Source organism: Hydrogenophaga sp. SNF1 (assembly GCF_034421675.1).
Classification (GTDB): Bacteria; Pseudomonadota; Gammaproteobacteria; order Burkholderiales; family Burkholderiaceae_C; genus Hydrogenophaga; species Hydrogenophaga borbori.
In genome coordinates this window covers 113375-127348 of record NZ_CP139793.1, presented here as the reverse complement: position 1 = coordinate 127348, position 13974 = coordinate 113375, and the positions used below count along the sequence as shown (strand labels likewise).

The 13974-nt window shown below is 69.0% G+C and carries 11 protein-coding genes; 1 reads left to right on the top strand and 10 read right to left on the bottom strand.

Annotated features, from left to right (window positions below):
* Window position 1: 1 nt before the first annotated feature.
* The 10 genes from SOM08_RS00610 to SOM08_RS00565 form a co-directional block, all read right to left on the bottom strand.
* On the bottom strand, window positions 2–1396 hold the full coding sequence (locus tag SOM08_RS00610; RefSeq protein ID WP_322469841.1) for a type III glutamate--ammonia ligase: 1395 nt from the start codon (window positions 1394–1396) through the stop codon (window positions 2–4).
* Window positions 1393–2700 (bottom strand): 4-aminobutyrate--2-oxoglutarate transaminase, encoded by a 1308-nt coding sequence (gene gabT, locus SOM08_RS00605; RefSeq protein WP_322469840.1) that lies wholly within the window; start codon window positions 2698–2700, stop codon window positions 1393–1395. The genes SOM08_RS00610 and gabT overlap by 4 nt, the downstream gene beginning before the upstream one ends.
* A 10-nt stretch (window positions 2701–2710) precedes the next feature.
* Window positions 2711–4201, bottom strand: a complete 1491-nt coding sequence (locus SOM08_RS00600; RefSeq protein ID WP_322469839.1) for an aldehyde dehydrogenase — start codon at window positions 4199–4201, stop codon at window positions 2711–2713.
* A gap of 104 nt (window positions 4202–4305) precedes the next feature.
* The gene (locus tag SOM08_RS00595) at window positions 4306–5142 is read right to left on the bottom strand and encodes an ABC transporter permease (RefSeq protein ID WP_116959028.1); all 837 of its coding nucleotides are present in this window, start codon (window positions 5140–5142) and stop codon (window positions 4306–4308) included.
* A 117-nt stretch (window positions 5143–5259) separates the two neighbouring features.
* Window positions 5260–6156: an ABC transporter permease gene (locus SOM08_RS00590; RefSeq protein WP_116959029.1), complete on the bottom strand. Its 897-nt coding sequence runs from the start codon at window positions 6154–6156 to the stop codon at window positions 5260–5262.
* A gap of 12 nt (window positions 6157–6168) precedes the next feature.
* The gene (locus SOM08_RS00585; RefSeq protein WP_116959030.1) at window positions 6169–7266 is read right to left on the bottom strand and encodes an ABC transporter ATP-binding protein; all 1098 of its coding nucleotides are present in this window, start codon (window positions 7264–7266) and stop codon (window positions 6169–6171) included.
* 80 nt (window positions 7267–7346) lie between these two features.
* Window positions 7347–8522, bottom strand: a complete 1176-nt coding sequence (locus SOM08_RS00580) for an extracellular solute-binding protein (protein ID WP_116959031.1) — start codon at window positions 8520–8522, stop codon at window positions 7347–7349.
* A gap of 148 nt (window positions 8523–8670) precedes the next feature.
* Window positions 8671–10110: an aspartate aminotransferase family protein gene (locus tag SOM08_RS00575; RefSeq protein WP_322469838.1), complete on the bottom strand. Its 1440-nt coding sequence runs from the start codon at window positions 10108–10110 to the stop codon at window positions 8671–8673.
* A gap of 15 nt (window positions 10111–10125) precedes the next feature.
* The gene (locus SOM08_RS00570) at window positions 10126–11487 is read right to left on the bottom strand and encodes a glutamine synthetase family protein (protein ID WP_116959033.1); all 1362 of its coding nucleotides are present in this window, start codon (window positions 11485–11487) and stop codon (window positions 10126–10128) included.
* A 56-nt stretch (window positions 11488–11543) separates the two neighbouring features.
* Entirely contained in the window at window positions 11544–12344 is an 801-nt protein-coding gene (locus tag SOM08_RS00565) for a gamma-glutamyl-gamma-aminobutyrate hydrolase family protein (protein WP_220377558.1), read from the bottom strand.
* 113 nt (window positions 12345–12457) lie between these two features.
* Between SOM08_RS00565 and SOM08_RS00560 the strand changes: the two genes are divergently transcribed.
* Entirely contained in the window at window positions 12458–13945 is a 1488-nt protein-coding gene (locus SOM08_RS00560) for a PLP-dependent aminotransferase family protein (protein WP_322469837.1), read from the top strand.
* Window positions 13946–13974: the final 29 nt, after the last annotated feature.

The window sequence follows — 13974 nt, the reverse complement described above, 5'->3', positions numbered from 1 at the left end:
CTCAGCCTTCGGCGTAGCGCTCCAGCTCCCAGTCGCTCACCTGCGCGTGGTAGGCGGCCCACTCCGCGCGTTGGAGGGACAGGACCTGGGCCACCAGCGGCTCGCCGAGCGCGGCGCGCAGTGCGGCGTCGCCCTCCAGCGCCAGCAGCGCGTCGTGCAGGTCGCGCGGCAGGCGATCGGGCATCGGCTCGCCGCGCGCGTGGCGCTCGTACAGGTCGTCCCGGCAGGGCCGGGGCGCCACCAGGCCCTGGTCGATGCCGTCGAGCCCGGCCGCCAGCGTGGCCGCGAGCGCCAGGTACACATTGCAGCTCGGGTCCGGCAGCCGCCACTCCAGCCGCCCCGCCACCGCGCGCAGAAGGCAGCTGCGGTTGTTGTCGCCGATGGCCTTCCACACCGGCGACCAGGTGGTGCCCGAGGCGCTGCGGCTCGCCGCCAGCCGCTTGTAGCTGTTGACCGTGGGCGCGCACAGCGCGGCCAGGCCATCGGCGTGGCGCAGCAGGCCGGCCGCGAAGCGCCAGCCGGTCTCGCTCAGGCCCAGCGCGCCCGCACCATCGGCCATCAGCGGCCGGCCGGCGCCGGGTTGCCGCCCGGCGCCGCAGGACATTCCGTCGTCCGTCAGGCTCAGGTGGAAGTGCAGACCGCTGCCCGGCGCGCCCGCCAGCGGCTTGGGCATGGTGGAGAACACGCAGCCATGGCGCTCGGCCACGGCCTGGGCCGTGAGCTTGAAGAGCTGGTAGCGATCGGCCGCGGCCAGCGCCTCGTCGTGCCGGTAGTTGATCTCGTACTGGCCGGCGGCGTCCTCGTGGTCCATCTGCTGCAACTCAAAGCCCAGGGCCGTGAGGGCCTGGCGCATGTCGTCCAGGAAGCCCCGCTGGCGGCCGATGGCGCGCAGGTCGTACGAGGGTTTGGCCAGCGTGTCGCGCGCATCGGCCACGCCCCAGCGGCCATCGGCGCCGCGCTTGAGCAGAAAGAACTCGGGCTCGATGCCCACCCACAGCGTCCAGCCACGCTCGCGCAGGCGCGCCACCTGGCGCTGGAGCGCGCCGCGCGGGTCGGTGTCCAGCGGTTGCCCACCCGCAAAGCCCTCGCACACGGCGTGCGCCACGCCGGGCATGAAGGGCAAGGGCCGCAGCGTTTCGGGCAGCACGCGGCCGAAGTACTCGCTGCGCGGGCCCATGCGCGGCAGCCCGGTGCCCACGATGCTGGGGCCGGCGAAGCCCGCGCCCACGGCCACCGCGTCGGCGAGGCCCTCCAGCGGCACCAGCTTGCCCTTGGGCGTGCCCGCCAGGTCGGTGAAGGTGGCGAGCACCGAGTGCACGCCCATCGCGCGCAGCTCGGCCGCGCGCGACTCCAGCGCGTCGAGCGCCTGTCCCAGGCGCCCGGCGCTGTCGTTCAAGCGGCCACCTCGGCCAGCGCGGCGTCGAAGACCGCGAGGCCCTCGTTGAACACCGCGTCCTCGATGGTGAGCGGGAACAGGAAACGGATCACGTTGGCGTTGACCCCGCAGGTGAGCAGCAGCAGGCCGCGCCGCAGCGCCGCCATCTGCACCCGCTTCGTCGTCTCGGCGTCGGGCGCGCCGGTCTTGGGGTCCACGAACTCGCAGGCCACCATGGCGCCCAGACCGCGCACGTCGCCGATGCATTGCCGCGCCGCGCGCCGGGCGATCAGGGTGGCGATGAGCTGGTCCCCCAGGCGCTGCGCGCGCGCGCAAAGCCCTTCTTCTTCCATCACGTCCAGCACCGCGTGCGCGGCCGCGACGGCGAGCGGGTGGCCGGCGTAAGTGCCGCCCAGGCCGCCGGGCGCGGGGCCGTCCATCACGGCCGCGCGGCCGCACACGGCCGACAGCGTGGTGCCGCCGGCCATGCTCTTGGCCAGGGTCATCAGGTCGGGCCGCACGCCGAAGTGCTCCATGGCGAACATCCTGCCGGTGCGCGCGAAGCCGGTCTGCACCTCATCGGCGATCAGCAGGATGCCGTGCGCGTCGCACAGCTCGCGCAGCCACTGCACCGCGGCGGGCAGGATGGGGTTGAAGCCTCCCTCGCCCTGCACCGGCTCGAACACGATGGCCGCCACGCGGCCGGGCTCGATGTCGGCCTTGAAGAGGTGGGCCATGGCCTTCTTCGCGTCCTCGAAACTGTCGGCCGACACCGGGAAGGGCACGTGGTAGACCTCGGGCGGGAACGGCCCGAAGCCGGCCTTGTAGGGCTGCACCTTGCCCGTGAGCGAGACCGCGAACAGGCTGCGGCCGTGGAAGGCGCCGCCGAAGGCGACGATGCCGCTGCGCCCCGTGGCGGCGCGCGCGATCTTCATCGCGTTCTCGATCGCCTCGGCGCCGGTGGAGAAGAAGGCCGTCTTCACCGGTCCGTCGATGGGCACGATGGCATTGATGCGCTCCGCCAGCGACACGTACTCGGCATAGGGCACCACCTGGTAGCAGCTGTGCGTGAAGCGCTGCAGCTGCGCCGCGATCGCGGCCTGCACCTTGGGGTGCACGTGGCCGGTGTTGAGCACCGCGATGCCGCCCGCGAAGTCGATGAAGCGGCGACCCTCGATGTCCCAGAGCTCGGCGTTCTTCGCGCGGTCGATGAAGAAGTCGCCGAACACGCCCACGCCGCGCGGCGTGGCCGCGAGCCGGCGCTGGTGCCAGGCGGCGTTGGTGTGCGGGGCGTGCAGCGTCTCCGGTGTCTGCGGGGCGTTCATGGCGCTCTCCTCAAATGGGACTGTCGATCCGTATCCAGGTCGTCTTGATCTCGGTGTACTTGTCGAAGGCATGCAGCGACTTGTCGCGGCCCACGCCGCTCTGCTTGAAGCCGCCGAAGGGCACGGTGATGTCGTCCTCGTCGTACTGGTTCACGTGCACGGTGCCCGCGCGCAGCGCGCGCGCCACGCCGTGCGCCTTGTTGATGTCGCGCGTCCACACCGCCGCCTGCAGGCCGTAGATGTTGCTGTTGGCCTGCTTCACCACGTCGGCGGCGTCGGTGAAGGACAGCACCGACAGCACCGGGCCGAAGATCTCCTCGCGCGCGATGGTCATGTCGTTTTTCACGCCGTCGAAGATGGTGGGCAGCACGTAGCAGCCGCCCTTCACGGGCTCGGCCGCCTCGCCGCCCGCGAGCAGCTTGGCGCCCTCCTTCTTGCCCGAGTCGATGTAGCGCAGCACCGTGTCCAGCTGCGTCTTGTCGACGATGGCGCCCATCACCGTGGCCTTCTCCAGCGGGTTGCCCGGCTGGTACTGCGGCACCAGCTTCAGCGCCTTCTCCAGGAAGGCCTCCTTGATCGAGGCCTCGACGAACAGGCGCGAGGGCGCGTTGCAGCTCTCGCCCTGGTTAAAGAAGATGCTGCCCACCGCCGCCTCCACGGCCCTGTCGATGTCCGGGCAGTCGGCGAACACGATGTTGGGCGACTTGCCGCCCAGCTCGGTCCAGGCGCGCTTGAGGTTGCTCTGGCCGGCCATCACATGGATCTGCTTGCCCACGCGCGTGCTGCCGGTGAAGGCGATGCAGTCCACGTCCATGTGCAGGGCCAGCGGGCTGCCGGCCTCGGGGCCGAAGCCCGGCACCACGTTGAACACGCCGGGCGGAATGCCCGCGGCCAGCGCCAGTTCGGCCAGGCGCAACGCGGTCAGCGGGCTCTTCTCGCTGGGCTTGAGCACCACCGAGTTGCCCGCGGCCAGTGCCGGCGCGATCTTCCAGGCCGCCATGATCATGGGGTAGTTCCAGGGCACGATCACGCCCACCACGCCCAGGGGCTCGCGCGTGATCAGGGCCAGGGCGGTGTCGGGCGTGGGCGCGATCTCGTCGTACACCTTGTCCACCGCCTCGCCGTACCAGCGGATGCAGTTGGCCGCGCTGTTCACGTCCACGGCGCGCGCGTAGCGCACGGGCTTGCCCATGTCGAGTGTTTCGGTGAGCGCGAGCTCGTCGGCGTGCTGCTGGATCTGGTGCGCGAAGGCCAGCATGATGCGCTTGCGCTTGGCCGGCGGCAGGCCGGCCCAGCGGCGGTCCTCGAAGGCGGCGCGCGCGGCGGCCACGGCGGCGTCGATGTCGGCGGCCTGGCCGCGCGCCACGGGCGCCAGCAGCCGCCCGTCCACGGGCGAGAAGCAGTCGAAGGTCTGGCCGTCGCGCGCGGCGACGCGCTCGCCGTTGATGAAGGCGCGGCCGTCTGGGGACAGGGAGGGGGCTTGGAGGGCGGTGGTGGTCATGGCAAGGGGGTCGCGGAGGCCGGAAGGATCGGCCCCATGCTACGCCCCTTGCCCACCCGCGTGGGCAGCCACTTTCGGCGGTGGCCGCCCGTCCACTGCGGGCCTCAGCCGCGCACCGCCGCCGCCATCTCCCGCTCGCGCCGGCGCGTGGCCCGCGCCACCCAGACCGCGTAGCTGACCACCACGGCGGTGACCGTGACGATGAGGATGGTGGCCGCCGCGTAGATCGTCGGGTTGATGCCCCGGCGCGCGTAGCCGAAGATCACCTGCGGCAGCGTGCTCACGCCCGGCCCGCTCAGGAATTCGGTGATCACCACGTCGTCGAAGGACAGCGTGAAGGCCAGCAGGAAGGCGGCCAGGATGGCCTGGAAGATGTTGGGCAGCGTGACCAGGAAGAACACCTGGTGCGGGCGCGCGCCCAGGTCCCTGGCGGCCTCCTCGATGGACCGGTCCATCTCCAGCAGCCGGCTCTGGATCACCACCATGCCGTAGGCCATGCCCAGCAGCGTGTGGCCCAGGATGATGGTGAGCATGCCGCGCTGCGGCCAGCCCAGCAGGTTCTGCGCGCCCACGAACAGCAGCAGCAGCGACAGGCCGATGATCACCTCGGGCATGACCAGCGGCGCGTTCACCATGCCGCTGAACACCGTGCGGCCCGCAAAGCGACGGTAGCGCACCAGCACGAAGGCCGCGAAGGTGGCCAGCACAGCCGACAGCACACCGGTGACGGCGGCGATCTGGAGCGAGAGGAAGAAGCCGTCGACGATCTTGCTGTCGTTGAGCAGGGCTTCGTACCAGCGCAGCGAGAAGCCGGTGAAGCGCGCGTCGGTGCGCGTGCTGTTGAACGAGAACAGCACCATGAAGCCCAGCGGCAGGTACAGGAAGCCGAAGACCACCAGCAGCCAGAGCTTGCCGAAGTGCTTTTCGAAGAAAACTTTCATGGAGGCCCCTTCACACAGCCGGAGGAAGTGTCTGGTCGAGAAACGCCATGGAACCGGCTTTGCCGGGCCATGGGCGTTGCCCCCTTGAGGGGGAGCCGCGAAGCGGCGCGGGGGTGATCACTTCTGGTCTCCGGCGTACTTGTAGTAGAAGGCCAGCGGGACCACGATGATCGCGATCATCACGACCGCGAGCGCGGTGGCCTTGGGCCAGTCGTTGGCGGTGAACATCTCGTCCCACACCACACGGCCGATCATGTAGTTCTCGGGGCCGCCCAGCAGCGAGGGAATCACGAACTCGCCCACGCAGGGAATGAACACCAGCATGAAGCCCGCGATGATGCCGGCCTTGGACAGCGGCACCGTGATCAGCCAGAAGGCCTTGAAGGGTGTGGTGCCCAGGTCGTACGCGGCCTCGAGCAAGCGAAAGTCCATCTTCACCAGGTTGGCGTACAGCGGCAGGACCATGAAAGGCAGGTAGACGTAGGTCATGCCCACCAGCATGGACACGTTGGTGTACAGCATGGGGATGGGCTCGCCGCTGATGCCGACGAACATCATGAAGCGGTTGATCACGCCCTGGTCGGCCAGCAGGCCCTTCCAGGCATAGACGCGCAGCAGGAAGGAGGTCCAGAACGGCAGCATCACCAGCAGCAGCAGCGCCGGGCGCACGCTGGCCGGCGAGCGCGCGATGAAGTACGCGAAGGGGTAGCCGATGGCCAGGCAGAACACCGCCGTGAGCAGCGCGTACCAGATCGAGCGCAGGTAGGCGTCGATGTAGAGCGTGCGAAACAGCGGCGCACCCTCTTCCGCCCGGAAGATGGCCAGGTAGTTCTCGTACTTCAGGCGCAGCACGCCGGTGTCGGGGTCCCACAGCGCCTTGAAGGGGCTGATGTCGCCGCCCATGTCCACGAAGCTGATGTACAGCAGGATCAGGAAGGGCAGGAAGAAGAACAGCAGCAGCCAGCCATAGGGCACGCCGATGACGAAGCGCTTGCCGGGCACGGGAAGGTTCATGGTCGCTCTCCCTCAGTCGCGCAGCACCACGCCGGCGGTGTCGCTCCACCAGAAATACACCTCGTCCTCCCAGGTGATGTCCGAGAGGTCGTGGCGCGAGGTGTTGGCCTCGGTGATCTTCACGCGCTGGCCGTTGCTGGCCACGACGATGAAGGTGTTGTGCGCGCCGAAGTAGGCGATCTCCTTGACCTTGCCCTTGAACACATTGGGGCCGGCATCGGCCGGCGGCGGCGCCTTGCTGATCTCGATCTTCTCGGGCCGCACGGCCAGCGCCACCGGCATGCCCAGCGTGCCCGGCATGCCGTGGCCCACATGGATCTCGCCAATGCCGCTGCTCACCGCGCAGCGGTCGGGTTCGTCGACACTGAGCTTGCCCTCGAAGAGGTTCACGTTGCCGATGAAGTCGGCCACGAAGCGGTTCACCGGGTGCTCGTAGATCTCGGACGGCGTGCCCACCTGCAGCACGCGGCCCTTGCTCATGATGGCGATGCGGCTGGCCATGGTCATGGCCTCTTCCTGGTCGTGCGTGACCATCACGCAAGTCACGCCCACCTTCTCGATGATGTTGACCAGCTCGAACTGGGTCTGCTCGCGCAGCTTCTTGTCCAGCGCACCCAGGGGCTCATCCAGCAACAACAGCTTGGGCCGCTTGGCCAGGCTGCGCGCCAGGGCCACGCGCTGCTGCTGGCCGCCCGAGAGCTGGTGCGGCTTGCGCTTGGCGTAGGGCGTGAGCTGCACCAGGGCCAGCATCTCGTCGGTGCGCTGCTGGATCTCGGCCTTGGGCAGGCCCTCGCGGCGCAGGCCGAAGGCCACGTTCTCCCACACCGACAGGTGCGGGAACAGCGCGTAGCTCTGGAACATCATGTTCACGGGCCGCTCGTAGGCCGGCACCGTGGCCAGGTCCTGGCCGCCGAGCAGGATGCGCCCGGCGGTGGGCGTCTCGAAGCCCGCGAGCATGCGCAGCAGCGTGGACTTGCCGCAGCCCGAGCTGCCCAGCAGGGCGAAGATCTCGCCCTTGCGGATGGACAGCGAAACTTCGTCGACGGCCAGCGCATCGTCGAAGCGCTTGACCACTTTTTCGGTCACCAGGAAGCCGGCGGGGTCTGTCATGAAAGTGCCTCCAGAAAGAAAAAGGGCTGTTCGTCCTGATGGATGAACAGCCCCGGTGCGTGCCGAGCGGCGCCGGCGGTTTACTTGCCGCGCTTGAACGCGTTGTAGGTGTCGTTGAGCACGCTAGAGATGTCGTTCGAGAAGCCGCCGGTGGGGATCAGGCGCGCGGTGTCCTCGGGACCCAGGAAGATGGTCTTGTTGCCCTTGACCTCATCCTTGATGTCGGCCAGCGCGGCCTTGTTGCCGGTCGGGTAGTTCATCTCGTTGGCCATGGCGGCGGCGTTGGCGGCGCGCAGGTAGAAGTCGATGAACACGTGGGCGTTGTTCACGTGCTTGGCGTCCTTGGGGATGGCCATGGTGTCGATGAACACCAGGCCGCCGCCGGTGGGCAGCAGGGGCACGATCTCGTCCTTGCCACCGGTTTCCTTCACGCGGCCGGCGGCGATGTTGATGTCGCCCGACCAGCCGATGAAGGCGCAGGCCTTGCCGCTGGCGATGTCGTCGATCATGGTGCTGGAGAACAGGCGCACGCTGCCGCGGACCTTCTTGAGCATGTCCAGCGCGACCTTGAAGTCCTCGGGGTTCTCGCTGTACGCGGGCTTGCCCACGTAGTGCAGGGCCACCGGCAGGATCTCGCTGGGCGAGTCCAGGTAGGCGATGCCGCAGGACTTCAACTTGTTGGCGTACTCGGGCTTGAAGACCAGGTCCCAGGCGTTCTCGGGCATGGCCATGCCGCCCAGGGCCTTCTCGACCTTCTGCTTGTTGATGCCCACGGTGGTGAAGCCCCAGGCCCAGGGCACCAGGTACTTATTGTCGGGGTCGACGCCGGCGATCTTCTTCATGAAGTCCGGGTCGAGGTTGCCGTAGTTCGTGAGCCGGCTCTTGTCGATGGGCTGGTACAGGCCGCCATCGATCTGCTTCTTGGCGAAGCCGGCGGTGGGGATGACGATGTCGTAGCCCGAGTTGCCCGCGACGAGCTTGGCGTGCAGGGCCTCGTTGTTCTCGAAGGTGTCGTAGTTGACCTTGACGCCGTACTCCTTCTCGAAGTCGGCGAGCATGCTCTCGGTGATGTAGTCGGGCCAGTTGTAGACGTTGAGAACCTTCTCGTCGTCGAGCACCGGGCCGGCGGGCGCGGGGGCCGGCGCCGGGGCGGTCGCCACGGGGGCCGGGGCGGGGGCAGGAGCGGGCTCCTCCTTCTTGCCGCAGGCGGCGACCATCACGGCCGCCATCGCGAGAACCAGAACGTGCTTCTTCATGGTGATGCTCACTCCAAGGGAGGTGGGTTGGGACCAAAACCGCCAACGCAGGGCGGCTGATGACCTGCTCGAGGCATGCAAGTTCCAGACCCGGGAAGCCCGTTCCGTGACCGCCATGCCCCAACAAAGGGACCGGCGGCCATTCTAGTCATGCATGCAACCCTTTTTGGCGCAGTTCCGTCAAGGTGTCGTCCAGGCAGCGCTGGATCAGGGCCACCATCTCGTCGATCTGCTCGCGCGTCATCACCAGCGGCGGCGCGATGATCATGCGGTCGCCCACCGCGCGCATGATCAGCCCATTTCTGAAGCAGTGGGCGCGGCACATCATGCCGACGGCCAGGTCCGGGTCGTACATCGCCCGGGAGGCCTTGTCCTTCACCAGCACCAGGCCGGCCACGAAGCCGCAGGTCTCGGCCAGGCCCACCAGCGGGTGCTCGGCGATCTCGGCGAAGCGCTTGGCCAGGTAGGGCGCCAGGTCCTCGCGCACCTTGCGCGGCAGGTCCTCGCGCTCCATCAGCTCCAGGTTGGCCAGGCCGACGGCACAGGCCACGGGGTGGCCGCTGTAGGTGTAGCCATGGTTGAACTCGCCGCCCTTGTCGATCAGCACCTGCGCCACGCGGTCGCCCACCATCACGCCGCCCAGGGGGATGTAGCCGCTGGTGACGCCCTTGGCGAAGGTCACCAGGTCGGGGCGGTAGCCGAACTTCTCGTAGGCGAACCAGTGGCCCAGGCGGCCGAAGGCGCAGATCACCTCGTCGCTGATGAGCAGGATGCCGTACTGGTCGACGATGCGCTGGATCTCGGGCCAGTAGGTCGAAGGCGGGATGATCACGCCGCCGGCGCCCTGCACCGGCTCGGCGATGAACGCGGCCACCTTGTCCGGGCCGACGGCCAGGATCTTTTCCTCCAGCCAGCGCGCCGCGCGCAGGCCGAACTCGGCCTCGCTCTCGCCGGGCCGGCCGTTCTCGAAGAAATAGGGCTGCTCGATGTGCACCACGCCGGGGATCGGCAGGTCGCCCTGCGCGTGCATGCCGCTCATGCCGCCGAGCGAGGCCCCGGCCATGGTGGAGCCGTGGTACGCGTTGTGGCGGCCGATGAGGGTCTTGCGCTGTGGCTGGCCCATCAGGTCCCAGTAGCGGCGCACCAGGCGCACGTTGGTGTCGTTGCTCTCGCTGCCGCTGGAGCTGAAGAAGACATGCTCGAAGCGGCGCCCCCGCACCTCGGGCGCCAGCGCGGCCAGCTTGGCCGCCAGCTGCACCGCCGGCACGTTGGTGGTCTGGAAGAAGCTGTTGTAGTACGGCAGCGTCATGAGCTGCTGGTAGGCCGCGTCGGCCAGTTCCTTGCGCCCGTAGCCCGCGTTCACGCACCACAGGCCACTCATGGCGTCCAGGATCTTCTGGCCCTCGGAGTCCCAGATGTAGATGCCCTGGGCCTGCGTGATCACGCGCGCGCCGCGCGTGGCCAAATCGCCGTGGTCGGTGAAGGGGTGGATGTAGTGCGCGCTGTCCAGCGCCTGGATGGCTTTCGTGTCGTGCCGCTCGGCGCGGCGCACCAGGGCGGGCGGGGCGATCAGGGGGTTCGGGTTCATCGCGGGAATTCCAGGTCAGACATGCAAAAGGAGGTGCTCGCGCTCCCAGGGCGAGATCACCTTCATGAACTCGTCGAACTCGAGTTCCTTGATCTCGGTGTAGATGGTCACGAACTCATGGCCCAGCACCTCGTGCAGATCGGGCTCGCGGCGCAGCCAGTCCAGCGCCTCGCCCAGGCTGCGCGGCAGCGCGTAGGGCGAGAGGTAGGCATCGCCCTTCATCTCGGGCTTGGGCTTGATCTTGTTCTTCATGCCCAGGTAGCCGCAGGCCAGGGTCATGGCCATGGCCACGTAGGGGTTGGCGTCAGCGCCGATCACGCGGTTTTCCACGCGGCGCGCCTCGGGTGAGGCGATCGGCGAGCGGATGCCCACGGTGCGGTTGTCGTGGCCCCATTCGATGTTGATCGGCGCGGCCGTGTGGCGCGACAGGCGCCGGTAGCTGTTCACGTAAGGCGCCACCAGCGCCATCGCGGCCGGGATGTAGCGCTGCAGGCCGCCGATGTAGTGGAAGAACTCATCGGACGCGGTGCCGTCGGCGTTGCTGAAGATGTTCCGGCCGTTGTCCTTGTTGAGCACGCTCTGGTGCATGTGCATCGCGCTGCCCGGCTCGCCCGCGATGGGCTTGGCCATGAAGGTGGCGTACATGTCGTGGCGCAGCGCGGCCTCGCGCACGGTGCGCTTGAAGAAGAACACCTCGTCGGCCAGGCCCAGCGGGTGGTCGTGGAAGAAGTTGATCTCCATCTGCCCGGCGCCGATTTCGTGGATCAGCGTGTCCACGTTCAGGCCCATGAGGTTGCAGTACTCGTAGATCTCCTCGAACAGCGGGTCGAACTCGTTCACCGCGTCGATCGAGTAGGCCTGGCGCGAGGTCTCGGCGCGCCCGCTGCGGCCAATGGGCGGGCGCAGCAGGGTGTTGGGGTCGGTGTTGCGCGCGGTCAGGTAGAACTCGAGCTCGGGCGCGATCACCGGGTCCCAGCCCTCGGCCTCGTACAGGCCGCAGATGCGGCGCAGCACGCTGCGCGGCGCGTAGGACACCAGCTTGCCCTTGTGGTCGAAGCAGTCGTGGATGACCTGCGCCGTGGGGTCGGTGGCCCAGGGCACGATGCGCACGGTGGTGGGATCGGGCCGCAGCTGCATGTCGCGGTCGGTGGGCTCCACCACGTCGTAGTAGGGGCCGCTGGCGGGCTGCTCGCCCGTCACGCTCATGGCCACGATGGCGTGCGGCAGGCGCATGCCGCGGTCCTCGGTGAATTTCTCGCGCGGCAGGATCTTGCCGCGCGCCACGCCGGTCAGGTCGGGCACCAGGCATTCGACTTCGGTGACGCGGTGTTCGTTGAGCCAGCTTTCCAGCTCGTTGAAGTTCTTGGGGGCGCTCATGGCCGGGCTCCTTGGCTTGGGTATTGGTTCGGGTTCGCGGAGGGCGGACAGCGAACCTAACCCGGCTGGCTGCGCGCCAGGTCGTTGGCCTGCAGGCGCAGGCTGCGGCGCTGGCGGCAGGCGCGGCCGAAGGCCTCGAAGATCGCGGCGTAGAACGGGGTGTCCCAGCAGCGCCACTCGGGGTGCCACTGCATGGCGTAGGCGAAGGTGCGCGCGCCCTTGACCCAGAAGGCCTCGACCAGGCCGTCCGGCGCCCAGGCCAGCGGCGTGAGCCCGTCGGCCAGGCGCGCGATGCCCTGCCCATGCAGGGAATTGACCTGCGCCTCGGTGCCACCCGCCCACTCGGCCATCACGCTGCCCTCGGCGATGCGGATGGGATGTCGGGGCGCGTACTGCTCGTCGGGCGGCGCGGTCTTGGGCTCGCGGTGGTCGTTCATGCCAGGCACCAGGTGCACGCGCTGGTGCAGCGCGCCGCCCAGGGCCACGTTGATTTCCTGGAAGCCGCGGCAGATGCCCATCAGCGGCACGCCCAGGTGCACGCAGGCCTTCACCAGCGCCAGGGTCAGCAGGTCGCGGTCGGCGTCCAGCGGCAGGCTGGGATCGGCCACCTCTTCCTGGAAATGCGAAGGGTGTACGTTGGAGGGCGAGCCGGTGAGCATCACCCCGTCGACCATGCCGAGCAGCTCGTCGATCTGCTCGACCTCGGCCAGGGGGAACATCACGGGCTGGGCCTGGGCGCCGACCTTCACGGCCCGCGCGTACTTGTCGCCCAGCAACAGAAAGGGCATCTGGTGCCCGTGGTCGCCCAGCAGTCGATGGTCGGCTGGCAGCCAGACCATGCATGGCGGCTTGTTCATGGGTTCTCCACGCAATCGGCGTCCATTGTGGGGGACAAATTGGATCACAATGAGAGCCAGTTGTGCCCATCCCGGGGTGCCACTTACCCTGCCCCGGCACCGCTCACCCGCCCATGCTGTCCGAATACCTGCTGGCCGAAATGAACCGCCTGGGCGCCCAAGACGCCCTGCCTCTGCACCGACAGCTCTACGAGGCGCTGCGCCGCGCCATGCTGGACGGCAAGCTCGGCGCCGGCGAGCGCCTGCCGTCCAGCCGCGACCTGGCGCAGGACCTGGGCCTGTCGCGCAACACCGTGGTGGCCGCCATCAACCAGCTCAGCGTGGAGGGCTACCTGGCCAGCCGCGTGGGCAGCGGCACCTACGTGAACGACCACGTGCCGCGCAGCGGCCTGGCGCGCGGCCCGCGCGCGCCAGGCCAGGCGCCACACCTGCAACCGGCGCGCCTGTCCACGCGCGGACAGTCACTGGCGCACGAGTTCAGCGCCGGCGCGCTGGAGGTGCAGCCCTTCACGCCCGGCATCGCCGACTTCTCGGCCTTTCCGCTCACGCTCTGGCAGCGGCTGCAGAACAAGCATTGGCGCATGACCTACCCGGACATGCTGGACTACAACACCTCGGGCGGCTACGCGCCGCTGCGCCGCGCCATCGCCGACTACCTGCGCGTGTTCCGCAGCGTGCAACTGGACGCCGACCAGGTCATCGTCACCAGCGGCACGCAGCAGTCGCTGGAGCTGTGCGCCCGCCTGCTGGCCGACCACGGCGACACCGTGTGGGTGGAGGACCCGGCCTACTGGGGCGCCATGAAGGCCTTCATCGCCACCGGCCTGTCCGTGCACCCGGTGGCCACCGACGAGCAGGGCCTCAACCCCGGCCCGGCCGACGATCCGAAGCCGCCGCGACTGATCTACGCCACGCCCTCGCACCAGTACCCCCTGGGCGCGGTCATGTCGCTGGCGCGGCGCCACCAGCTGCTGGCCACCGCGCGCGCGCACGGCGCCTGGGTCATCGAAGACGACTACGACAGCGAGTACCGCTTCAGCGGCCCGCCGCTGTCCAGCCTGGAAGGCCTGGACCCGGATGGGCGGGTGCTCTACATGGGCACCTTCTCCAAGGTGCTCTACCCGGGCCTGAAGCTGGGCTACCTGGTGGTGCCCAAGGGCCTGGTCGAGGCCTTCCGCCAGGCCCACTACGACCTCAACCGCCCCGGCCAGATGCCCACGCAGGCGGCGCTGGCCGAGTTCATCGAGATGGGCCATTTCGCCAGCTCGCTGCGCCGCGCGCGCCAGACCTACGCCGAGCGCCGGCAGTGCCTGCTGGAGGCGCTGAAGCCCGTGTTGGGCGAGGGCCCCGACGCCCCGCGCATCAGCGGCGCCGAGCAGGGCCTGCACCTGTGTCTGCGCCTGCCGCTCGCGGTGGACGACCAGGCCATCGCGCGCCGCCTCGCGCAACAGGGCCTGACGGTGCGCCCGCTGTCGGCCTACTGCCTGCGGCGGCAGGATCTGCGCGGGCTGGTCATCGGCTACGGCTACGCGCCGCTGGAAGCCATCCGGCGCTGCGGGCCGGTGGTGGCGGCGGCGGTGCGGCAGGCGGTGATGGGCTGAGCGACGCCACGCGCCTGACAGATCCGACA

Bases quoted from the DNA above. Each gene is read 5' to 3' on its own strand.
- gabT (WP_322469840.1), bottom strand. From the start codon at position 2,700: ATGAACGCCCCGCAGACACCGGAGACGCTGCACGCCCCGCACACCAAC.
- SOM08_RS00600 (WP_322469839.1), bottom strand. From the start codon at position 4,201: ATGACCACCACCGCCCTCCAAGCCCCCTCCCTGTCCCCAGACGGCCGC.
- SOM08_RS00595 (WP_116959028.1), bottom strand. From the start codon at position 5,142: ATGAAAGTTTTCTTCGAAAAGCACTTCGGCAAGCTCTGGCTGCTGGTG.
- SOM08_RS00590 (WP_116959029.1), bottom strand. From the start codon at position 6,156: ATGAACCTTCCCGTGCCCGGCAAGCGCTTCGTCATCGGCGTGCCCTAT.
- SOM08_RS00585 (WP_116959030.1), bottom strand. From the start codon at position 7,266: ATGACAGACCCCGCCGGCTTCCTGGTGACCGAAAAAGTGGTCAAGCGC.
- SOM08_RS00580 (WP_116959031.1), bottom strand. From the start codon at position 8,522: ATGAAGAAGCACGTTCTGGTTCTCGCGATGGCGGCCGTGATGGTCGCC.
- SOM08_RS00575 (WP_322469838.1), bottom strand. From the start codon at position 10,110: ATGAACCCGAACCCCCTGATCGCCCCGCCCGCCCTGGTGCGCCGCGCC.
- SOM08_RS00570 (WP_116959033.1), bottom strand. From the start codon at position 11,487: ATGAGCGCCCCCAAGAACTTCAACGAGCTGGAAAGCTGGCTCAACGAA.
- SOM08_RS00565 (WP_220377558.1), bottom strand. From the start codon at position 12,344: ATGAACAAGCCGCCATGCATGGTCTGGCTGCCAGCCGACCATCGACTG.
- SOM08_RS00560 (WP_322469837.1), top strand. From the start codon at position 12,458: ATGCTGTCCGAATACCTGCTGGCCGAAATGAACCGCCTGGGCGCCCAA.